At 64.5% G+C, this 20,825-nt stretch carries 20 protein-coding genes and 1 pseudogene; 5 read left to right on the top strand and 16 right to left on the bottom strand.

What is annotated here, in order from left to right:
* Positions 1-124: 124 nt before the first annotated feature.
* On the top strand, positions 125-796 hold the full coding sequence (locus tag RIF85_RS06485) for a TetR/AcrR family transcriptional regulator (protein ID WP_309071098.1): 672 nt from the start codon (positions 125-127) through the stop codon (positions 794-796).
* Between the two features lie 223 nt (positions 797-1,019).
* Here RIF85_RS06485 and RIF85_RS06480 read toward each other — a convergent pair whose 3' ends face one another.
* Positions 1,020-2,357 (bottom strand): MFS transporter, encoded by a 1,338-nt coding sequence (locus RIF85_RS06480; protein WP_309071097.1) that lies wholly within the window; start codon positions 2,355-2,357, stop codon positions 1,020-1,022.
* 170 nt (positions 2,358-2,527) lie between these two features.
* Here RIF85_RS06480 and RIF85_RS06475 point away from each other — a divergent pair, with 170 nt between their 5' ends.
* Positions 2,528-3,235 carry a helix-turn-helix domain-containing protein gene (locus RIF85_RS06475; protein ID WP_309071096.1) on the top strand — a complete coding sequence of 236 codons (708 nt, stop codon included), beginning with the start codon at positions 2,528-2,530 and terminating at the stop codon, positions 3,233-3,235.
* Here the strand turns inward: RIF85_RS06475 and RIF85_RS06470 are convergent.
* The 3 genes from RIF85_RS06470 to RIF85_RS06460 all read right to left on the bottom strand — a co-directional run bounded on the left by RIF85_RS06470 (position 3,228) and on the right by RIF85_RS06460 (position 8,913).
* Complete coding sequence (locus RIF85_RS06470; RefSeq protein ID WP_309071095.1) at positions 3,228-4,586, bottom strand: MFS transporter; 1,359 nt, start codon at positions 4,584-4,586, stop codon at positions 3,228-3,230. The two genes, RIF85_RS06475 and RIF85_RS06470, sit on opposite strands and share 8 nt — an antisense overlap.
* 71 nt (positions 4,587-4,657) lie before the next feature.
* On the bottom strand, positions 4,658-7,753 hold the full coding sequence (locus RIF85_RS06465; RefSeq protein ID WP_309071094.1) for an SMC family ATPase: 3,096 nt from the start codon (positions 7,751-7,753) through the stop codon (positions 4,658-4,660).
* Positions 7,750-8,913, bottom strand: coding sequence for an exonuclease SbcCD subunit D (locus RIF85_RS06460; protein WP_309071093.1), 1,164 nt, complete (start codon positions 8,911-8,913; stop codon positions 7,750-7,752). The genes RIF85_RS06465 and RIF85_RS06460 overlap by 4 nt, the downstream gene beginning before the upstream one ends.
* Positions 8,914-9,065: 152 nt before the next feature.
* Between RIF85_RS06460 and RIF85_RS06455 the strand changes: the two genes are divergently transcribed.
* Positions 9,066-10,019 (top strand): ADP-ribosylglycohydrolase family protein, encoded by a 954-nt coding sequence (locus RIF85_RS06455; RefSeq protein ID WP_309071092.1) that lies wholly within the window; start codon positions 9,066-9,068, stop codon positions 10,017-10,019.
* Between the two features lie 37 nt (positions 10,020-10,056).
* On the opposite strand, the gene RIF85_RS06450 is transcribed toward RIF85_RS06455, so the two are convergent.
* From RIF85_RS06450 to clpS, 11 genes are all read right to left on the bottom strand, one after another.
* Positions 10,057-11,046 (bottom strand): exonuclease domain-containing protein, encoded by a 990-nt coding sequence (locus RIF85_RS06450; protein WP_309071091.1) that lies wholly within the window; start codon positions 11,044-11,046, stop codon positions 10,057-10,059.
* A gap of 79 nt (positions 11,047-11,125) precedes the next feature.
* Positions 11,126-11,809 (bottom strand): hypothetical protein, encoded by a 684-nt coding sequence (locus RIF85_RS06445; RefSeq protein WP_309071090.1) that lies wholly within the window; start codon positions 11,807-11,809, stop codon positions 11,126-11,128.
* A complete protein-coding gene (locus RIF85_RS06440) occupies positions 11,806-12,726 on the bottom strand; it encodes an ABC transporter ATP-binding protein (RefSeq protein WP_309071089.1) in 921 nt (306 codons plus the stop codon). The genes RIF85_RS06445 and RIF85_RS06440 overlap by 4 nt, the downstream gene beginning before the upstream one ends.
* Positions 12,723-13,100 (bottom strand): GntR family transcriptional regulator, encoded by a 378-nt coding sequence (locus tag RIF85_RS06435; RefSeq protein ID WP_309071106.1) that lies wholly within the window; start codon positions 13,098-13,100, stop codon positions 12,723-12,725. The genes RIF85_RS06440 and RIF85_RS06435 overlap by 4 nt, the downstream gene beginning before the upstream one ends.
* 174 nt (positions 13,101-13,274) lie before the next feature.
* Positions 13,275-13,934 carry a DedA family protein gene (locus RIF85_RS06430; RefSeq protein ID WP_309071088.1) on the bottom strand — a complete coding sequence of 220 codons (660 nt, stop codon included), beginning with the start codon at positions 13,932-13,934 and terminating at the stop codon, positions 13,275-13,277.
* 85 nt (positions 13,935-14,019) lie between these two features.
* Positions 14,020-14,655, bottom strand: coding sequence for an RdgB/HAM1 family non-canonical purine NTP pyrophosphatase (gene rdgB / locus RIF85_RS06425; protein ID WP_309071087.1), 636 nt, complete (start codon positions 14,653-14,655; stop codon positions 14,020-14,022).
* Positions 14,648-15,451, bottom strand: a complete 804-nt coding sequence (gene rph, locus RIF85_RS06420) for a ribonuclease PH (RefSeq protein ID WP_309071086.1) — start codon at positions 15,449-15,451, stop codon at positions 14,648-14,650. Before rph ends, rdgB begins: the two co-directional genes overlap by 8 nt.
* A 64-nt stretch (positions 15,452-15,515) precedes the next feature.
* The gene (locus RIF85_RS06415) at positions 15,516-16,307 is read right to left on the bottom strand and encodes an MBL fold metallo-hydrolase (RefSeq protein WP_309071085.1); all 792 of its coding nucleotides are present in this window, start codon (positions 16,305-16,307) and stop codon (positions 15,516-15,518) included.
* Positions 16,304-17,260 (bottom strand): glutamate racemase, encoded by a 957-nt coding sequence (gene murI, locus RIF85_RS06410; RefSeq protein ID WP_309071084.1) that lies wholly within the window; start codon positions 17,258-17,260, stop codon positions 16,304-16,306. The genes RIF85_RS06415 and murI overlap by 4 nt, the downstream gene beginning before the upstream one ends.
* A 105-nt stretch (positions 17,261-17,365) precedes the next feature.
* On the bottom strand, positions 17,366-17,932 hold the full coding sequence (locus RIF85_RS06405; RefSeq protein WP_309071083.1) for a DUF2017 domain-containing protein: 567 nt from the start codon (positions 17,930-17,932) through the stop codon (positions 17,366-17,368).
* 9 nt (positions 17,933-17,941) lie between these two features.
* A complete protein-coding gene (gene clpS, locus RIF85_RS06400) occupies positions 17,942-18,247 on the bottom strand; it encodes an ATP-dependent Clp protease adapter ClpS (RefSeq protein ID WP_309071082.1) in 306 nt (101 codons plus the stop codon).
* 146 nt (positions 18,248-18,393) lie between these two features.
* Between clpS and RIF85_RS06395 the strand changes: the two genes are divergently transcribed.
* Positions 18,394-19,728: a nicotinate phosphoribosyltransferase gene (locus RIF85_RS06395; RefSeq protein WP_309071081.1), complete on the top strand. Its 1,335-nt coding sequence runs from the start codon at positions 18,394-18,396 to the stop codon at positions 19,726-19,728.
* On the top strand, positions 19,725-20,348 hold the full coding sequence (locus RIF85_RS06390; protein WP_309071080.1) for an isochorismatase family protein: 624 nt from the start codon (positions 19,725-19,727) through the stop codon (positions 20,346-20,348). The genes RIF85_RS06395 and RIF85_RS06390 overlap by 4 nt, the downstream gene beginning before the upstream one ends.
* A gap of 74 nt (positions 20,349-20,422) precedes the next feature.
* Here the strand turns inward: RIF85_RS06390 and RIF85_RS06385 are convergent.
* Positions 20,423-20,825: pseudogene (locus RIF85_RS06385) on the bottom strand (ATP-dependent helicase); the annotation flags it as partial.

Genomic DNA, 20,825 nt, shown 5'->3' with positions numbered 1-20,825 from the left:
GAGACTCCGGAAGGGGCTGCGACGACTACTGTTCGTTTTCCATGCCCCCGCCGCTCCGGTCTTCCATTACCGTGGAGGGAGGCAAGACGTTTGCTCCCCGTCGGGAAGGAATCAGGAACAAGTGATGGTCAGCGTAACCGGCCCGGCCCGTCGGTCCGCCGGCAGGCCACTGAACAGGATCCTCTCGCAGGAAGCGATCACCCGGGCGGCTCTTACGCTTATCGAAACCCGCGGGTATGAGGGCCTCACCATGTCCTCCCTCGCCCGCGCCCTGAAGGTAGCGCCGTCGTCGTTATATAACCACGTGGAGTCCAAGGGCGACGTTCTCATTCTGCTGCAGGACCACGTCATGACGCAGGTGGACGTGTCAGGGTTCGAAACAGAACCATGGGAACAGGCCATCCGCCGGTTCGCGTGGTCCTACCGCGACGTCTTTACCCGCCACACACCCCTGATTCCCGTCATCGCTGTCCTTCCGGTGAGCGGCGCTCCGCAGACCTTGGCCGTCTATGAGGCCGTCACGCGTGGGTTCGAGCGAGCCGCGTGGCCGGAACCGCTGATTGTTCCAGCGATCATCGCGCTGGAATCCTTTATTTTCGGGTCCGCGTTCGATGCGACAGCGCCGGAGACCATCTTCGAGTCGGGGCAGCTGGCAGGGCACTACCCGCGGTTCACCGCTGCGGTGTCAGCGCTGAAGGACAACGCGGACCGGCGGCAGGCCGATGTCGCTTTTGGGATGGGCCTCGACGCGCTCATTCTTGGTCTTCAGGCGCGGGCTGCGGAACACCCGAGCTAGGCGAAGCTACCGGATAGTGGGCTCTGCACATGGGAAAGGCCGGCTCTCCAGGGCTGGGGGAACCCTTGGCGAGCCGGCCATTCTTCGTACCGAACCCGTCAGTCCGGCGGCAGGCCCCTCGTACAAGGCCCGTCTTGGCAATCAGTGTATGCGGGACTCCGGGCGGGGGCCATGGGGAGAACTACCCATGGCCCTACCCACCGCACCGGTTTTCGAGACGTCGCTACTTCGCCTCTGTGTGGTTCTCGGCCACACGCAGCGGCACGCCGAGTGTCTCCTTCACCATGGTCACGCCCACGAAGGAAATGACGCACAACACCATGATGTAGATGCCGATGGAGATCGACGATCCGGTGCCTGTCAGGAGCGCTTCTGCAATCAGCGGGGCGAAAGCACCGCCCAGGATGGCGCCGAGGGCATAACCGATTCCAATGCCTGAGTAGCGGACATTGGCCGGGAACATCTCGGCATACATCGCGGACATGGGTCCGTAGGACAGGCCAAGACCGATGGTCAGTACGAACAGCGCCACACCGTAGGCGAGGATGTTGCGGGTATCGATCATCATGAACAGCGGAATCATCCACAGGAACACCAGCGCGTAGCCGATCTGGAAGGTTCGAACCCGCCCGATCCGGTCGGACAGAATGCCGCCGTACATGGTGAAGATCAGCCAGCCGAAGGACGCCAGAAGGGTCGCGAACAGCACCGGCCCACCGGGCATGCCCAGGGTGCGCTGTGCGTATGCGGAGAAGAAAGCGATGAGGAGGTAGCCGGCCGCGTTGTTCGCAATGAAGATTGCCGCCGTCAGCACGACCTGCTTGGTGTTGTGCTTGAAGAGCAGCTTCAGCGGTACCGAAGATTCCAACTTGCGCTCGGTCATCTCCTTGAACACCGGGCTTTCGGCAACAGCCTTGCGGATGAAGTAGCCGACGACGATCAGGACCACCGAAAGCAGGAATGGAACGCGCCATCCCCAGGTCAGGAAGTCCTCTTCCGACATGGACGAACGCAGCATGAACAGCACCAGCGTTGCGAGGATCATGCCGACGGGTACACCGATTTGCGGGTACGCTCCCCAGAATCCACGCTTGTTGACCGGTGCGTGCTCCACCGCCATGAGTGCGGCGCCGCCCCACTCCCCTCCGGCGGAGAAGCCCTGGAGGATACGCAGCAGCATCAGCAGGATCGGCGCAGCGACGCCGATCTGGGCGTATGTGGGCAGCAGCCCTATGAGTGCGGTGGCGGAACCCATCATGACGAGGGTGAAGACGAGCATCGCCTTGCGTCCGATGCGGTCACCGAGGTGGCCGGCGACCACTGCCCCGAGTGGCCGGAAGAAGAAGCTGATGCCGATTGTGGCCCAGGAAACCAGCTGCGCGAGTCCCGGGCTGTCCTCGTTGAGGGGTGCGAAATACAGCTGTGCGAAGACCAGACCCGCAGCCTGCGCAAAGATGAAGAAGTCATACCATTCGATGGTGGTGCCAACCATGGTGCCTGCGACGACCTTGCGGTCCTCCCGAGACATTCGCTGCCGGGCAGCGGCCGTTGAAGACGTCATTGTTACTCCAAGTGGACGGAAAATGATTACCGACAGAACGTTCGGTAATGTGTCTCAGATCATACTCTCTAACACGAGGGCGATGCACCTTCGCGCTGAGCCCGTACTGTCGGAACGAAGGCTTGTTCGATAGTTGAACATCCTATTCCGATATAGAATAATAACGATGTGTGAGCCCGGACACAACGACCCAGCATTCGCAGACCCTTTCACGAGGGCTCCGCTCCCTCGAGATTCTCGCCGATTCACCCAAGCCGCTGTCCATCGCGGAACTGTCCTCTGAGCTGGGGGTACACCGCTCAATTGCCTACCGAATAGTTCGAACCCTGGAAGACCATTCGCTGGTTGTCCGCGATGAGGCCGGAAAAGTGTCGTCCGGCCCCGGCTTGGCAGCGCTGGCACGCGGCGTGTCCCGTGACCTTCAGACTGCCGCCCTGCCGGAACTGACCGTGCTGGCGAACGAGCTCGGCATGACCGCCTTCGTCGCAGTCTGGGACCGCCATGACTGTGTGACCCTGGTGACGGTCGAGCCGCGCCACTCCAGGGCCGCGGTCGCGCAGCGGCCCGGTACCCGGCATGCCTTCAGCGCCGGAGCGCCGGGCATCGCGATCCAGTCCGCCGTCAGCGAGGAAGAATGGCAACGGCTCGCGCCCGGCCAGCCGTACCGCAGTGAATCCGGTGCGGCACGGCTGCAAGGTTTCGCCACAAGCCATGACGAGGTCATCGCCGGCCTCTCATCCGTTGCCGCTCCGGTCAGGGTTCCGGGACGCCTGCCCGCGGCAGTCGCCGTCGTTTATATCCGCTCAGCCCATCCGGAGGCGGAACTTGGCGCCCGCATAGCGGCCAGTGCCCGGGCGATTGAGGAGCAGCTCAGCTGATCTCCCGGGCCACCTGCCTGCTGCGGAGGACGACGGCACACACCAAGCCCAACAGCAGGAGCACGACGGCGGCCGCCACCGGAACCGTGAAAGCCAGCTTCACACTGCTCTCCGCCAGTGCTCCTGCAATCGATGCGCCGATTGCGGTGCCGGCGACGATTCCACTGGCCAGCAGAGTCATCACTGTCCCGACCAGCTGCCGCGGCGCTACCAGTGAGCCGACACTGAATATGGTCACCATGGTTGGCCCGACGGGGATTCCAAGGACCAGCAGGGCGACGAGCATCAATGGAATGTCAGGGGCGAACAGGGGCAAGACTGCGGCCGCGCACATGACGCCGGCCGAGAGAACCCAGCGCAAGGGATGCCGGAAGCGCTGCGGCCAGTACGCCACCGACAAGGCGGTCAGCGCTGAGCTGACGCCCATCACGGCATAGAGCAGGCCGGCCGCGGTCTCCGCTCCGAACCCCCCGGCGAAGGCGATGAGCGAGGTCTGGGTTGACCCGAAGAAGGTTCCCATCATGACCATGCCGAGAACAGGCAACGCTACCAGGAAGCCTGTGCGTGCTCCCCCGCGCCCTTGCTGATGCTGCCGGTTCGCTGCAGTGGGACGACGGCGCAGCGGCATGACTGCCCGCTCGGTCGGGTGCACCGCGAAGGCTGAAACGAACGCCGCTGTGAGCGCCGCGGCCAGTGCCAGGGGCAGCCAGGGCGCGATCACGCTGGCCAGCAGACCGACGAGGGCAGGACCGAGCACGAAAGTCAGTTCGTCGGCTGTGCTTTCGTAGGACAGCGCCGTGTCGAGATCGCTGGGGCGCTTGTCCTGGGTCAACGCCATCCAGCGAACCCTGGCGAGCGGACCGATCTGCGGGCAGGTCGCACCCATCAGGAACGCCGCAATCAGGGTCGGTGTCAGTACCGAGTCGCCGCCGGAGAAGCCGCTAACGGCAAGCAGCGCAAATATGGCCAACGTGTTGAGGACGGCTGAGAGCAGCAGGACCGGGCGTTGACCATGTCGGTCGGCCAGGTAGCCGAGGGCCGGCGCCCCCATTGCCGAGCCGATTCCTACGGCTCCAGCCGCGAATCCACCGGAAGCATAAGAGCCGGTTGCCGCGGTGACCAGAGTGAGCGCGCCGACGGTGAGCATGGCGAGAGGAAGGCGGGCAATGAGGCCCAGTGGAAGAAAACCCGCTCCGGCAATTTCCGGCAGTCTGCTGAAGCGGCCGCGCTTCTCGGTGCTCAGGGGCGACGGCACGGCGCCCTGCGCGGTAGTGGCGTCCTCCACCAGCGCCGGGGCTGCGGAGGATTGATCGGTAGGGACGATTCGGGAGTCAGAAGTTGGGTTAGCCATGCGCTTTCCGGGTGCTTCGAGAAGCGCATCGTCCCTCCTCCCGATGCGCACAACCCGGTAACGTCACAATTTTACACGCGCTCCAGCTGATTCACGAAGCTCACGCTTGACCCGGCTCGTCCCTTCGATACGTGCAACTGCGCTGGGATGCGTTGCTTAAGCTCAGCTACGTGACTGACCAGTCCGACCACGCGGCCTCCGTCCCGCAAATTCTCCAAAGCGTCCATCACCTGCTCAAGGGATTGCTCGTCCAGGCTGCCGAATCCCTCGTCCACGAAGAGAGTTTCGATATCAAGACCGCCCGTCTCGTGCTGGACGACGTCGGCAAGTCCCAGTGCGAGCGCCAGGGATGCCATGAAAGACTCACCACCCGAGAGCGTAGCGGTGTCGCGGCGCATCCCTGTCCAGCTGTCGATGACGTTCAATCCCAACCCGGACTTCCGGTTTCCGGACTTCGAGTCGCTGTGCACCAGGGAGTACCGGCCGTCAGACATCTGCTGCAGTCGTTCGGTCGCAGCGTCCGCTACCTGTTCCAGGCGGGCAGCCAGAACGTAGGTGGCCAGGCTCATCTTGTACAGGTTTTCGCCGTTCCCACGCGCGGTATCCGCAATCGACTTCGCGAGCTGGTGCGCGTGCCGCAGCGGCACCAGCCGCTCCTCAAGAACCGCCGCCCTGTCCGTGTAGGAACCGAGCTGCACCACTGATTGTTCCAGCAGGCCTACTTCGAGCACCGCGCGGTCGAGCTGCTTCCCGGCCTCCGCTTCCCTCTCCCCCGCGAGCGTGAGCTCGCGTTCATCCGGCAGTGCACCGCCTTCCTTTTCCAGGACCGCGGCAGCTATATTCTCCGGGCGCTGAAGGTCGCGTTCTATTCTGTGGGCTGTGTTCTCCGCATCCCGGATCGACTGCTCAGCTTCGTCCACTTGGCGACCTGTCAGCAGGGCAGCCCGGACTGCGTCCGGCGACGGGAAGTCCGTGACTGCAAGACGCTCCCGCAGGGCAGTTTCGGCTTTGTCCAGATGTGCCCGAGCCTGCTCGGTGCGCGTCAGGGCAGAACAGACCGCGCCAAGCCGGCGTTCAGTCACTTCCAGGGCGGCGACCTTGTCCACCACTGTGCCGTAGGACCCGCGCACCTGCGAGAGCCTGTCCTTCAGAGTGGTCTCCTGTTCACGAAGTGTGGTCAGGCGTGAAGAGCCTTCGGCCAGACTCTGTGCGAGGGTTGCATTTTCCTCCTGCAGCCCCGCGAGCGCAGCCTCGAGCGTAGCTTTCCGCCCGGTCAGTTCAGCAGCAGAGCGCACCGCCAGCTCCGCTTGCGAGCGTTCCTGCTCGAGAGACGACAGGGCAGTGCGAACTTCTGAAACCGTGAACTCACCGCTTCGCGTGCGCAGCATCGCTGCCTCAAGTGCCGCTGCGTCCCGCTCGGCCGAAATTTGCCGCACTCGTCCCTCCGCCCGGTCCTGATTGGCCCGAGCATCTTCCTCATCCTCGCGACTCACCAGCGGCGGTTTGGCAGGTGTTGCGGGGGCTGGGTGCTCTACGCTGCCGCAGACCGCACAGGGCTCCCCTGGGACTAACCGGGCAGCGAGTTCTGCCGCCGTCTGCTCGAGCCGCAGCTGAAGCTTCCCCAGCCAGTCCTCTTTCGCTGCAAGGAAGATCATCTGCTGTTCCTGCAGCTGTTCGTCCAGTTTCTGGAGTGCGCGCTCCGCCAACTCTGCCTTGCCCAGCAGCTCAAGCCGCTCAGTGACTTCTGCGCACTGGGTCTTCAGTTCTGCTGCGCGAGCCGCCACGGTCTGCGCGACCTCAAGTTCTGCTCCGAGGTTCGAAAGTTCCTTCGCGAATTCCTCCTGCTTCGTTCTGCACAGCGCAGTCTTGCTACGCTGCTGCTCGATCGTGCGCTCCACATCTCTGATGCGCACGCCAAGATGCACGAGGTCCTGCTCCAGCGGCAGCGATGCCCGCGCCGCTGCCAGCCTTTCCCGAATCTCATCATGCGCACGTTCGATATCCGCCAACGCCGGTTCTGCCTCCAGGATGAGCGTTTCCGGAAGCTCGTGCCGGAGAGCGGGGTCAGCCTCCAGCCGGAGCATCACGGACTGCAGGTGGTCCTGATCAGCGCGGAGCTGCTCCGCCGCTTCATCCCGCGACTGAAGAGGGCCCTCGAGGATCTGGGCCCCACGGTGGCTCTCGAGCATGGTGCGCAGGGTGGCGGCCTGTTGAAGGTCGACTTCGTTCGCCTTCCATTCCGCGAGCAACCGGCGATAGGCGATGCGGTCCCGACGCTCGTTCTCAATCCCGGAACGGTCGAGCCGGCAGGCCTCACGTACCGCCGTAAGTTCCTTCACGCGGATCCGGCCCTCGGTCACGGCAGCCATCAGTTGATCCTGCAAGGCGAGCAGTCCATGCCCAGACCCGTCTGTCTCGCTGCTTTCCGGGTCCAGGCCGGCAGCTGCTGGTCCTTGCACCCGGGCAGCAGGAGAAAGTGGTTGGGTGGTCAACCCGTGCCTCTGCACCTCCTCTTCGGCCCGCGCCAGAAGATCTTCAAGTTCACCCTCGGCTTCCTGCAGGGCCGACGCAGTCCGGGCGGCGTGCTCTGCAAGCAGCTGTTCTACCGTGGAGAACCTGTCGGTAGCAAACAACCGTTGCAGCAGCTCGCCGCGTGCCGTGGCGTCCGACCGAAGGAACGCAGCGAACTCGCCCTGGGGCAACATCACTACCCGTGTGAACTGTTCCCGGTTCATTCCGAGCACGTCCTGAAGTTCCGCGCCCGCTTCATCATTGCGGGTTGACCGGGTGACCCACTGCCCTGCTACACGCTCCCGCAAGAGGGTCTTGGCCTGCTCCGTGGTGGTTCCGGACCCGCGCTTCGAGGGCCGGCTCCACGCGGGATTCCTGGTCACTTCGAAGCGCCGGGAACCCGCGGAGAACTCGCACACGACCTCCGGTGCGAGGCCATCGGGAGCATGGTCGCTTCGCAGGCGCTTGGCGTTCTGGCGTTCCCCCGGCACGGCACCATACAGCGCGTAGCAGATTGCGTCCAGAACGCTCGATTTACCAGCTCCGGTTGGCCCGTTCAGCAGGAACAGCCCCTGCTCCGTGAGCCCGTCGAAGTCTATGTGCTGGCGCTCAGCGAACGGCCCAAAGGCCTGGATCTCCAGGCGGTGGATCCTCATGCGCCGCTCTCCGCTGCGCGCACGGCGTCGATCGTCTCGGCGAAGAGTGCCGCCTCTTCAGCATTGGCGGAGCGTTGCCGGACGTGTTCGAGGAAACCGCAACAAATGGCTGAATCATCAACGGCTTGTGCGATGCGCTCGCTGTAGGTGCGTTCCTCCCCTGGTCCACGGGAGGAAGGTTCGAATGCAAGCACAAGAGTGCCGGGAAACCTCGCGCGCAGTCGCTCCATAGCGTGCTGCGGGCGCTCGTTGTCCGTCAGGGTGACGTGACACCAGGCGCCTTCGGCTTCGACGTGCTGCGGTGATGCGATGAGCTCATCGATCGGACCCCGCAGGATGGCAAGGTGCCGTTGCGGCGTCCACCTGACCGGGCGTACCTCCCCTACGCCGTCAGCCGCCAGGTCGATGAGCCAGGCGCCCTTCGACTGCCGTGCCTCGGAAAATGAGTAGGCCAACGGAGACCCTGAATAACGGATACGCTCATGCAACTGTTGCTGACCATGCAGATGACCCAGCGCAACGTAATCAAAATCCTCAAAGAGATTCAGCGGCACCACGCCCAGACCGCCCATACTGAGCTCCCGCTCACTGTCCGATCCCACTCCCCCGCTGGCGAAGGTGTGGGCCATGACCACCGAGTGCACGGTGTTGCGCTTCCGGCGCCGACCCAGGTCATCCCGCACGCGCTCCAGCGCCGCTGACGTGACAGCGGTATGGGTTGCGCCGTCGCAGCCGAGTTCATCCGCGACCATGCGCGGTTCCAGGTAAGGCAACCCGTAAACAGCCACCTCGACCTCGTCATCGACGCGGAAAAGGGCGGGCCGCCCGATGTCCTCGATCCGGGTACGGAGATGCACGCCGCCGCGTTCGATCAGCTTGCCGCCGAATCCCAGCCGGACTGCAGAATCATGGTTTCCGCTACTGATGACGGCCTGAGCGCCTGCCACTGTGATCCGCTCGAGGGCTTCGTTGAAGAGTTCGACGACGTCAACGGCGGGAAGCGCGCGGTCATAGACATCCCCGGCAATGAGAACCACGTCGACGTTTTCCTCGCGTACCGTCTTCTCCAGCTGGTCGACGAAAAGGCGCTGCGACTCAAGCATCCCCACCCCGTGGAAGGAACGCCCCAGATGCCAGTCTGACGTGTGCAGTAACCTCATGATTCCAAGCTACCGGCCACCTCCGACAGTTCCTGGCGGCAACGCCGCGGCACCACGGAACGGGAGGCCGCGGGCACGTGAGATCTGCTACTTCAGCCCGCCGATGAGCCGCCATTCAGGGGCGGATGCCGCGGAATGCCTACACTGGCTCAGTGACACATTCCGCAGGTACTTCCATTCCACTTCGCAGCAGAATCACCGGCGCCCTCCTGGGAGGTGCCCTTGGCGAGGCAGCGGCGGAGTCACCCGAAGGTTCTGCCTTCGCCGATGCAACCCAGCTGACGCTGTACACGGTCGACGGCATGACCGAGGCTCTCGAATGGGCCAATGATGGGGTCGCCGCGGACGAGACCGCCTGCCTCTGGCTCGCCTACCTCCGCTGGCTCGGTACCCAGAGCGAGACTCCGCCGTCGTCGGCTCCTGCTCCCCCCGCCCGCTGGATCGATGGGCAGGAGGTGCTGCACCGTCGGCGGCACCCGGACGGCACCAGCGTGCGCGCGCTCCGGAGCGGCGAAATGGGCAGTCGGCAGCGTCCGCTGGAACCCGACGACGACGGCCCCGGCGCGCTGCAGCGTTCCGCGCCTTTCGGACTGGTGGCGAACGTCCCTGGCGCCATGATCGAGAAACTCACACTTGATGCCGCGGCGATCACACACGGCAACTCGGCCGCGCAGCTGCCCGCCGCCGTCTACTCCGCTCTGATTCATGCCATTGCGGTGCAGGAAAGTGCACTGGCAGAGGCGGTAGACGCGTCGGCGGAACGTGCAGCCACGCTGGGGGCGTCTGCTCTGTCGGAGCGGCTACGGTCGATCGGCACCGCCTCGCCGGCTCGTCCGGCGAACGACGCAGGAGGTGTGCTTTGCGAGGCAGTGAGGCTGGTCCTCGCCACCGCGAGCGACGACGGCGCCGCCTCCGTGGAAGCTCTGCTTGCGGCAGCAGCCGCCCAGGAGGGTCCCGGGGCGACCGGGGTCGGCTCGGTTGCCGGTTCAATCGCCGGAGCCCTGTACGGCCGTGCGTCCTTGCCGCGGGCCGCATGTGCGCGGCTGGAGGGAACAGACGTAATCGAGGAGCTCGCCGGGCGCTTCGCCACAGCGATGGGAGCATAGCCGCTGGTTCGCTTCGCGCGACCGCGCCTCTTCCGCTCTACTGGCTGGCGACCGGCCAGCGGCCTTCGGTCATCTGGAGGAACTCAGCTTCGGAGAGCACCTCGATGTTCTGGCCGCGGCTGTGCAGCTCCATCACCTTGCGGGCCTTGCCCGTGACCCTTCCGCTGCGCAGGTCGGCCGCCACAAAACCGTCGCCGACCACCAGTACGGTCGTCTTTCGCGTAACGGTACTCGCCGGTCTGGCTCCCAGAACGGCCGCCCGTTCCTTCGCTTGGGGCCGTGGGATGCCCAGGTCGCCGGTGAAAACCACGGTCTGGCCAAACAGGGGATGAGATGGGTCCGCGGCAGGGTTGGGTTCCGGGTTGAGGCCTTCGTCCGGCCATCCGATCCATGTGCGGGCCGGTCCCCGATCCAGAGCCGTCCGGGTCGCCTTTGAGAGTTCGGACACGCCAGGTTCGTAAGCTTCCAGGCGGGACAGCTGTAGACGGTGCCCCGACACAAGGTCCTCGATGGTTGCTGCGTCCGCGCGGCGGGCGATGTCCACCAGGATTCCGGCACACGCGCGGGCGTCCTCAACGGCGTCGTGATGGTTCACCAGCGGAACTCCCGCCGCCTCCGCGACGTAGGGCAGCGAATAGGAGACGAGGAAGTAACTGCGGCGTGAGAGCAGGACGGTGCAGGCGTAGTCATAGGCGGGACCGCCCTGGTTCGACACTTCGAGCGCGGAGCGGATGACGCCCATGTCGAAGGCGGCGTTGTGCGCCACGAGGACGTCGTTACCGATGAAGGCACCGATCTCCGGGAACAGTTCACCGAAACGCGGCTGGTGCGCCACCATGTCGGCTGTAATGCCGTGAATAGCCACGTTGCGCGGATCGAAGTGATCGTGTCCGGCGGGCGGCCGCATCAGCCACTGGGCTTCCTCGATAATCCGGCCATTGCGAACCTTGGTGAGACCGACGGCGCAGGGTGACCCGCGAAACCCGTTGGCAGTCTCGAAGTCGATCGCCGTGAACTCAATTCCCACCCGTTCACGGTAGCCGGTAGAGAAGCACAGGCAGCGGAACCGGCTTGGCGTGGCGCCTCCGCTGCCTGTGTGAAACCAGTTACGGCTCGGTGCGGCGCAATGTCAGGAAGGAACCGCCCGCCAGCACAACAGCGAGCACCGCGAGCCACCCGGCGACATCAAGCTGCGACTGTGCTCCAAGAAAAGCTCCAACCTGACCCCAGGCCTGCCGGGACCCGATCAGGTAGAGCGTTCCTACCAGCACCAGTGCAACGCTGATGCCCGCCGATAGCAGCCCTGTGGCCTGCCAGCGCTTGTAGATGGTGGCTGCCCAGAAACCGATGAGGAACAGCGCCATCATGACCGCGAAGTAGAAGGCGATGGGATGGAACCACGGGCCGCCTGCAATCCATTCCAACGCGAAGAACCGGCCGTTGACACCCCATCCGCCTGTTGCCTGCTCGAGGAGGCCCAGCAGGTAGTACGAGACTGAGGTGATGAGGGCAATGATCGAGAAGAGCGCGATGGTTCCGAAAAAGAATGTCCGCCGTGTGATGCTGAGCCCCTGCGAGAAGGGAAAGGTGAGGGTCAGGGACTGGATACCGAGCGCAAAGAAGTACCACATTACTGCCTGAGCGCCACCGGAGTAGCGCCCCTGCTCCGGGACAAGGGACCAGATGACCAGGGTGAGCAGGAAGGAGGCAGCCACAATAATGAGCGGAATCCCGATGAAGACCCACCGATTGGTCAACTGCATCCGCATGACATTGATGACGCGGTTCATCGTGCCGCCTCCGAGAAGGATCGGTTCGTGACACCAGATGCTGCCGACGACGCGGACATGGTTTTACGGACTATGAGTTGTTGCAGTGAAACGGGCGCCAGCTCAAGGCCAAGTTCGGCGGCAGCGCGGGTTTCGTTCTCGGTCAATGGGCCGAGTGCCGTTACCGACGCCAGGGAAGCGAAGTTGTCCGTATGTACGATTTCACGGTCACCGAGGAAGCTCCACACCTTGTCGGCGGATCCCACTACGGTGAAAGCCGATCCTCTGATCGTGTCGGCGTCGTCGTCCATGATGATCCGGCCCTGGTCGATCACAATCACGTGCTCCAGCAGGTTGGCGACTTCATCGATCAGATGGGATGAGAGTACGACCGTGCGCGGATGCCGCGAGTAGTCCTCAACCAGCCGGTCGTAGAAGAGTTGGCGCGCGACGGCGTCCAGCCCCAGGTACGGCTCGTCGAAGAAGGTGATCTCCGCGCGCGATGCCAGTCCGATGATCACGCCGACTGCTGAGAGCTGCCCGCGGGAGAGCTTCTTGATGGTACGGCGTAGCGGTAGCTGAAAGTCTGCTGCCAGCCGGTCCGCCAACTCTTGACTCCAGTTGGCGAAGAAAAGCGCCGCGGACCTGAAGGCATGCTCGGCCGTGAAGGAGTCCGGGTACTTCTGGGATTCGCGGATGAAGCAGATGCGGTTGAGGACGCGCTCGTTCTCGTAGGGGTGCTCACCGAATACCCGCACCTCCCCGGACGATGCGAACCCCTGCGCGGTGAGGATGGACATCAGGGTGGTTTTTCCTGCACCGTTGCGGCCGAGAAGACCGTAGATGCGGTCCGGCTGCAGTGCGAGGTTGACCCCCCGCAGAGCCTCCGACTTCCTGTACTTCTTGGTGAGGTCGTTGACCTCGATGATGGTATTCACTGTGCTCCCCCCTGGAGGGCGTGCTCGCCCTGCCTGATCATTTCTGCAAGTTCGTCCGGTTCGATGCCCAGCTTGCGCGCCTCCCGCGTGAGCGGCTGCACGTACTGGTCGAAGAACTTCTCACGTCGGCGCTGCATCAGCACGGTTCGCGCTCCTGGGGATACGAACATGCCGATTCCCCGTTGCTTGTACAGAATTCCGTCGTCGACGAGCCTGTTGACACCTTTGGCTGCAGTCGCCGGGTTAATGCGGTAGAAGGCCGCGAATTCGTTGGTGGACGGCACCTGAGACTCCTCTGCCAGCGTCCCGTCGATGATGTCGCTTTCGATGCGTTCAGCGATCTGGAGAAAGATCGGCCGACCATCATCGGTCAACACGTTGCTTCACCAACCACGGCCACGGCGGTTGCCCGCTTTGTTGGTTCATCACTCATGTAACTAACCATACAACCCGGCGGGTCAAAGTCAACAAGCAGTTGAAAGGAAAGAGTTATCGCCCCTGGAGAAGGAGTAGTACAGCATGCCCGGGGTCACCCAAGACTGCTGGCGCTACGAGGCTTCGCGCTTGCGTCGGACCTTCCGCACCTTATTGACGACGAAGAACGCCATCACCAGCACGACGGCGGCAATCACCAGTTTTTGGAAGATGTCCGCGTACTGCTCCACCAGATGCCAGTTCTCGCCGAGGTAGTAGCCGGCCAGCACGAAGATGGAGTTCCAGATGAGGCTTCCGGCCAGCGTGAGACCCAGGAATTTCCACACGGGCATTCGTTCGATGCCTGCCGGAATTGATACGAGGCTGCGGAAGATCGGGACCATACGGCCAAAGAACACCGCCTTGTAACCGTGTCGGTTGAACCACGCCTCGACGCTGTCAACGTCCTCAAGGTCCACCAGCGGGACCTTGGCCACGAGGCGTCGCATCCGCTGCCGCCCGAGCAGAACGCCGAGCATGTAGAGCAGATAGGCACCCACAACGGAGCCCGCTGTGGTCCAGAAGAGGGCTTCGAACAGAGTGAAGTCTCCCCTGCTCGCTGTAAATCCGGCCAGCGGAAGGATGACCTCACTGGGGAGAGGCGGGAAGAGGTTCTCCAGTGCGATGGCCAGACCGGCGCCGGGCGCCCCGATGGTCTCCATCATGGCAACAGCCCAGTCAGCGACACCTCCGAGTGTGGATTCGTTTCCGGTCTGCAGGGGCAAGTTCTTCACGTCTGTTCTCATATCCCGGTTAAGTCTGCCCTATTGAACTGTGCACGCCGAAAGAGCAGGGGGCCGCAGGCGCTCCTCCCACCGGTCAGCGCAGGACGTCGACGATTGACGGCAGAAGTTCCTCGAACGCTTTGGCACGGTGACTGATGGCGTTTTTCTCCTCGGCCGTCAGTTCGGCGCAGCTGCGCTCCGCGCCGAGCGGCTGCAGCACGGGATCATAACCAAATCCCCCCTCGCCGCGCGGCTCACTCAGCAGAGTGCCGGCCAATTCCCCACGTTTGACGACGTCGGTCCCGCCCGGTACCGCAAGAGCTGCGGCACAGACAAACTGCGCGGCTCGCCGGTCCGCCGGAATATCCGACAGCTGGTTCAGCAGGAGATCGAGATTCGCCGAGTCATCACCATGGCGGCCTGCCCAGCGGGCCGAGAAGATACCGGGAGCGCCGCCGAGGACGTCAACGGCAAGGCCGGAGTCATCCGCGACCGCCGGGATGCCCGTGGCCTCGGCAACGGCCCGCGCCTTGAGCAGCGCGTTCTCCTCGAAGGTTGTGCCGCTCTCCACAACATCGGGGGCGCCCGCGGCAGCTGCATCGATCACCTGCGTGTCGACGTCGAGGCCCGGCACCTTGCCACGCAGCAACGCACGAAGTTCACGCAGCTTCCCGGCATTGCGTGTGGCGAGTACCAGCCGCGCCTGGGCCGGCGGTGTTTCCTCAGGCACCGGCCGCCTCCCCCAGAGTCTCCCGCTGAATCTGTGCAAGCTGCGCTGTACCGAGCAGTGCCAGGTCAAGGAGTGCATCAAGTTCCGACCGGTCGAAGGGGGCGCCCTCGGCGGTCCCCTGGACCTCAACGAAGCTCCCGCTTCCGGTCACGACGACGTTCATGTCGGTCTCTGCGCGGACGTCTTCTACATAGGGCAGGTCGAGCATCGGCACCCCGTCGATGATGCCGACGCTTACCGCTGCAACGGTATCGGTCAGGGGGCGGGAAGACGCCGGAATGATTCCATGCTCCTTCGCGTAGCGGATCGCTTCGGCGAGCGCCACATAGGCACCGGTGATCGCAGCGGTGCGGGTGCCTCCGTCGGCCTGGAGAACGTCGCAGTCGAGCACGATGGTGTTCTCTCCCAGCGCGCGCGTGTCAATGATCGATCGGAGTGACCGGCCGATCAGCCGGGAGATCTCGTGGGTGCGCCCGCCGATCCGTCCCTTCACCGATTCGCGGTCCGAGCGGGTGTTGGTGGCGCGGGGCAGCATGGCGTACTCAGCCGTCACCCACCCCTTACCCTCGCCCTTGAGCCAGCGGGGAACGCCTGTAGTGAGTGACGCGGTGCACAGCACCCTGGTGTTGCCGAATTCGATGAGCGCTGAACCCTCCGCCTGGTTCGACCAGCCGCGCGTGATGCTGATGTTCCTGAGCTGGTCCGGAGCACGACCGTCGGCACGGACAACCTCGCTTCCGGATGCGGAACGAGAGGTGGACGCGGAAGCCTGCCCGGCGGAGGATGGGGAAGTCATGGGATCCAGTCTGCCAGAGGCCTTCCGCGCGGGCGATTCGATCCCGCGGGGCGGTCCGCCGTCGTCAGACCAGGTATGAAACTCCGGCAACAGCTACGGCAACGTCTCCCGTATAGCTGCTGCGCGCCTCTTCCATGGTCCGGACTGCGTCATTCCAGACGGGCAGGTGAGTCAGCAGCAGTCGGTGTGATGCGGCGGCTGAGGCCACATCGCCCGCACGCTTACCGGTCAGGTGGACGCCGCGGACGGCGTCATCCCTGCCCTCATGGAAGGCTGCCTCACACAGGAAGATATTGGAGTCCGCGGCGGCCTCGATGAGCCCGTCACAAGCATCGGTGTCGCCCGAATAGGTCAGGACACGCTTGCCGCCCGGCGCCTCGGAATCGGCCACTTCAACGCGGAGGGCGTAGGCCTCATCCACAGGATGCAGTACCGGGAAGGGCGTGATAGTGAAGGGCCCTACCTGCACGGGCGTGCGCGGTGACCAGGCCCGGAACTCAAAGTCCTCGTGCATGCCCGGATCCAGGTCAAGGCCGTATGCGGTGGCCATGCGGTCTGCGGTCGCAGCGGGCCCCCAGACGGGAATCCGCGGCTGGTTCCACCCCTCCGGGTCCCAGTGCACTGCCACATGCAGTCCGCACAGGTCCATGCAGTGATCGGGGTGAAGGTGACTCAACAGGACAGCGTCGATATCCCTCAGGTCCATGTAGCGCTGGAGGGCGCCGAGCGACCCATTACCGAGATCCAGCAGAATCCGCCACGTCTTGCCGTCCTCCTGCAGCGTCACGAGGTAACAGGAGGCCGGTGATTGCGGACCCGGGAAGGATCCGCTGCACCCGACGATGGTCAGCTTCATGCGAGGCGGTTCCCGCCCGCGCCCACATCCGCTCCCGCCGACGCAATCATCTCCGGCGTGATCCGGGCCATACTCCCGGTCGGATACTGGGCTGAGACGTGGTCAACATGCTCCACGCTCAGCACTTCCGGACCGAGGAAGCGCCGTGCGAGTTCCTCGAAGCGGGCGGCGTTCCCCGTCGCGACGAAATGGTGCCGGGGCTGGCCCGGGCCCTTGCGCAGCAGATCATGCGATACGAGGGCGCGGTAGACGTCCTTCGCAGTTTCCTCCGCGCTCGAGACGAGGGTCACCGAATCTCCCATGACGTAGGAAATCACGCCCGTAAGGAGCGGATAGTGCGTGCACCCGAGAACCAGGGTGTCGACGTCGGCCTCCTGCAGAGGGCGGAGATAGCGGGCTGCGGTTTCCAGCACGTCGGACCCCGCCGTGACACCCGCCTCCACATAGTCGACGAACTCGGGACAGGCTGCGGAAAAAATCTCCAGATGGGGGGCAGCGGCAAAGGTGTCCTCATAGGCGCGCGAGCCCACGGTAGCGCTGGTGCCGATGACGCCGATGCGTCCGGTCCGTGTGGATGCGACCGCGCGCCGCACCGCCGGCTGGATCACCTCGATGACGGGTATGCCGTAGCGCGCGGTGTAGCGCTCCCGGGCGTCGCGGAGCACCGCGGCCGACGCCGAATTACAGGCAATGACGAGGAGCTTCACTCCCGAGTCCACCAGTTCGTCCATCACACCCAGCGCGTAGGCCCTCACCTGCGCAATGGGCAACGGACCGTAGGGCGCATGTGCGGTGTCTCCGACGTACATCACCGATTCGTGGGGAAGCTGGTCGATAACGGCCCGCGCCACGGTGAGGCCCCCGACGCCCGAATCGAAGATCCCAATGGGTGCTTCAGTGGACCTCAGAGCGGCCAGCTCGGCAGCCTCAGCTGCGGCAGTGTTCGAACTCATGATCCTCTGAGGATAGGACGCACCGCACCGGTTGGCTAAGCGGCGCGGCGTGGCCTTAATCACAGTGCAGGGATGTCCACTCGGCCTGCGGCCGCTCTTGGGCGACTAGTCGGAAGCGTCGACAGAGGCGAGAAGCGCCTGCATCAGCCCCTCCTGCACCCAGGTCACGAAGTTATAGACGAGGGCCAGGTAGGACTCAAGATCCTCGGCGTCCTCGAGATCTGAGATCTCATGCAGCCGTGCCGCATCCTCCTCGGATGTGATGTCGAGGCGGTCGGCCAGCACCAGCCGCACGTCGTTGAGCGCGCGGGCCAGCACCTGGGCCTGGTCGTTGTTCAGGACCACCTGCGTGTTCTCCAGCAGAAGCGCCGCGCCGCGCAGGGCACTGACTTTCTCCTCCCGTAGCGAGCGCTCGGTGAGGCGCCGGAATTCGAGCGCCTCGCCGTCGTCGTTCCTCACTGCATCCGGAAGCAGACGGATCACCGCGCTGTCATCCGGCTTCACCGCTTCCAGGTCGAGGCCCACCAATGCGGCCAGCGGATCCTCGTTCTCCCGCTTCTCCGGCTCAAGCAGCTGCACGACGTCGGCGAATAGCCGCCGCAGCAGCCTCACCTCCCCGGATTCGAACTCCCCGGTGATACCGCGCCGTGTCTTACGAAATGCCCTGGCCACTGCCGCTCCCTACGCGTCCGCTGTCTGGAAAGTGGCCCACAGGCCGTACGAGTGCATCGCCACGGTGTCCCGTTCGGCCTGTTCACGCGATCCCGTGGAGACCACCGATCTGCCCTGCTCGTGCACCTCGAGCATGAGGGTGCGGGCCTTCGCCTCGCTGTAACCGAAGTAGGTCTGGAAGACGTAGGTCACGTAGCTCATCAGGTTCACCGGGTCATTCCAGACGATGACCACCCACGGAACATCGCTGCTGGTCAGCGAGTCCTCTTCCGTTTCCTCAGCCTGATGGGTTTCGGGAACAACGCCAACACTCATGGTCCCCATTGTAGGTTGGCAGGCCCGTCCGTCCCGCCCGCTCCACTCCGCCACCCACCTCGCCGCCCCACCTCGCCGCCACTGGCTGTTCCGCTCACGGCGCCATCGCGGTACTCACGCAGCAACTGCAGGGCTAGAGTTTTCCTGTGAGCCCACACCGAACCTGGCAGCACCCGAACTCCGCTCTTTACACGGATCACTATGAGCTGACCATGCTGCAGGCCTCCCTCCATTCGGGAGCCGCGCACCGCAAGTCAGTCTTCGAAGTCTTCACCCGACGCCTGCCGGAGGGCCGCCGCTACGGTATCGTGGCCGGCACCGGCCGCTTGCTGGAGGGGTTGAGGCATTTCCGCTTCGAACAGGCACAGCTGGACGCGCTTTCCGCTGCCGGAGTCGTCGATGACGCCACGCTCGGCTGGCTCTCCGATTTCCGATTCACAGGCAATATCTGGGGGTACGCAGAGGGTGAGGCCTACTTCCCCTCCTCCCCCATCCTCATCGTCGAGGGCAGCTTCGCGGAGGCCTGCATCCTTGAGACCTACCTGCTCTCCGTCCTCAACCACGACAGCGCCATCGCGTCCGCTGCCTCCCGCATGACCGGTGCCGCCGGAACGCGGCCCTGCATCGAGATGGGCTCGCGGCGCACCCAGGAGGAATCCGCGGTGGCAGCCGCACGCGCAGCCATCATCGGCGGTTTCGCCAGCACCTCCAACCTCGAAGCGGGACGCCGCTACGGAATCCGCACCGTCGGCACGGCAGCGCACTCCTTCACGCTGCTCCACGACTCCGAGCCGGAGGCCTTCGCCGCGCAGGTTGCCGCCCTCGGTAAGGGAACCTCACTGCTCGTGGATACGTACGACGTCGAGCAGGGTGTCCGCAACGCTGTCGCGGCCGGCGGTCCGGACCTTGGTGCGGTACGGCTCGACTCCGGCGACCTCGTCGAGCAGGCCCGCTGGGTGCGGCAGCTGCTTGATGACCTCGGCAATCACCAGACACGCATCGTGGTCACCTCCGACCTCGATGAGTACGCTATCGGCCTCCTTGCCTCCGCACCCGTGGATTCCTACGGAGTCGGCACGTCCCTCGTGACCGGCTCGGGCGCGCCGACCGCAGGGATGGTGTACAAGCTGGTGAGCAGGACGGACGACGACGGCGAATTCGTTTCAGTGGCCAAGGCCGCCAAGAACAAGGCGTCGGTGGGCGGCCGCAAGTACGCCCTGCGCCGTCTCAACGAGTCCGGCACCGCCGTGGCGGAAGTCATCGGCATCGGTAGCCACCCGTACGACGACGGCAATGACCGCCCCCTGCTGCAGCAGTTCGTGACCGACGGTGAAGTCCTGCCCGGATGGACCGGACCCGAGGGCGTGCAGCGCGCCGTCGAACGCCACCGCGAGACCATGGCCGAGCTGCCGGGATCAGTGATGAGGCTCCAGCGCGGCGAGCCCGCGATTCCCACCGAATTCGAGGAGGAGTCCGAATGACACGGGCGCTGATCATCGTCGACGTGCAGAACGACTTCTGTGAGGGCGGCTCCCTTGCCGTGAGGGGCGGGGCGGAGGTCGCCCAGGCGCTCAGTGACTACCTTGACGCGCAGGGGGACCACTACGACTACGTCGTCGCCACCCAGGACTGGCATATCGATCCGGGCTCGCACTTTTCCGACAATCCGGACTTTGTTGACTCCTGGCCGGTTCACTGCGTGGCCGACCGGCCCGGCGCCCAGTTCCACCCGAATCTGGACACGGAAGGACTCGACGCAGTCTTCCGGAAAGGACAGTACGAGGCGGCATATTCCGGATTCGAGGGCGTTCTTGCGCCCGAAGACCTCGTGCCAACGGGTGAGCAGAAATTGGCCGCCGCCGTACCCGTCACTGCCGATGACGCCGTCTCGCTCGATGACTGGCTGCGCGACCACGAAGTGGACGAAGTGGCTATTGCAGGTCTGGCTGCCGATTACTGTGTGCGGGCCACCGCCCTGGATGCCGTGGGCGCCGGCTACACCACGCGCCTGCTGGTCGACTACACCCGTCCGGTGCACCCCGACCGCCTCAGCGAGGTGCTAGCCGAGTTGGAGGACGCCGGCGTCGACCTCGTAGGTTGAACCAGGCGGGGTCCAACTCAACCTGCTCCACAGCGGCCTAGGCGTCAGCGGCTTGCTCTACAGCGGCCTGGCGGTCAGCGGCCGATGAACCAGTCCTGCAGCTTCTTCAACCTGCGCCGAAGCTGTTCCTCGTTGGCTTGGGCCACGGCCGGACCGCCGCAGGCCTTGCGGAGTTCAGTGTGAACGACGCCATGGGGCATCCCGGACCGGGCCGACCAGGCCGACACGTTCTTGGCGAGCTGCCCGCGCAGTTCCGTGAGCTGGCGGTGATCGACGACTTCCGGCGCCGCCGGCTCGTGGGCGGCGACCGGCCGTCGTCGTCGTGATTGCTGTTCCTGCTGGCGCTGCCTCAGCAGCACACCCACCTGGTCCGCGTCGAGCAGGCCTGGAATCCCGAGGAAGTCGAGCTCCTCTTCGCTGCCCATCTCGCCGCCCGTGCCGAACTCGCCTCCGTCGAACAGGACGCGGTCAAACGCC

The organism is Arthrobacter sp. (assembly GCF_031179385.1).
Lineage (GTDB): Bacteria > Actinomycetota > Actinomycetes > Actinomycetales > Micrococcaceae > Arthrobacter_D.
The sequence above is the reverse complement of the archived record's forward strand: the minus strand, read 5'-3'. Positions and strand labels throughout refer to the sequence as shown.

Coding starts and splice junctions, on each gene's coding strand:
- RIF85_RS06485 (WP_309071098.1), top strand. CDS start 125: ATGGTCAGCGTAACCGGCCCGGCCCGTCGGTCCGCCGGCAGGCCACTG.
- clpS (WP_309071082.1), bottom strand. CDS start 18,247: ATGAGTGTTGGCGTTGTTCCCGAAACCCATCAGGCTGAGGAAACGGAA.
- RIF85_RS06445 (WP_309071090.1), bottom strand. CDS start 11,809: ATGAACCGCGTCATCAATGTCATGCGGATGCAGTTGACCAATCGGTGG.
- RIF85_RS06415 (WP_309071085.1), bottom strand. CDS start 16,307: ATGAAGCTGACCATCGTCGGGTGCAGCGGATCCTTCCCGGGTCCGCAA.
- rph (WP_309071086.1), bottom strand. CDS start 15,451: ATGACTTCCCCATCCTCCGCCGGGCAGGCTTCCGCGTCCACCTCTCGT.
- murI (WP_309071084.1), bottom strand. CDS start 17,260: ATGAGTTCGAACACTGCCGCAGCTGAGGCTGCCGAGCTGGCCGCTCTG.
- RIF85_RS06470 (WP_309071095.1), bottom strand. CDS start 4,586: ATGGCTAACCCAACTTCTGACTCCCGAATCGTCCCTACCGATCAATCC.
- RIF85_RS06465 (WP_309071094.1), bottom strand. CDS start 7,753: ATGAGGATCCACCGCCTGGAGATCCAGGCCTTTGGGCCGTTCGCTGAG.
- RIF85_RS06460 (WP_309071093.1), bottom strand. CDS start 8,913: ATGAGGTTACTGCACACGTCAGACTGGCATCTGGGGCGTTCCTTCCAC.
- RIF85_RS06390 (WP_309071080.1), top strand. CDS start 19,725: ATGACACGGGCGCTGATCATCGTCGACGTGCAGAACGACTTCTGTGAG.
- RIF85_RS06480 (WP_309071097.1), bottom strand. CDS start 2,357: ATGACGTCTTCAACGGCCGCTGCCCGGCAGCGAATGTCTCGGGAGGAC.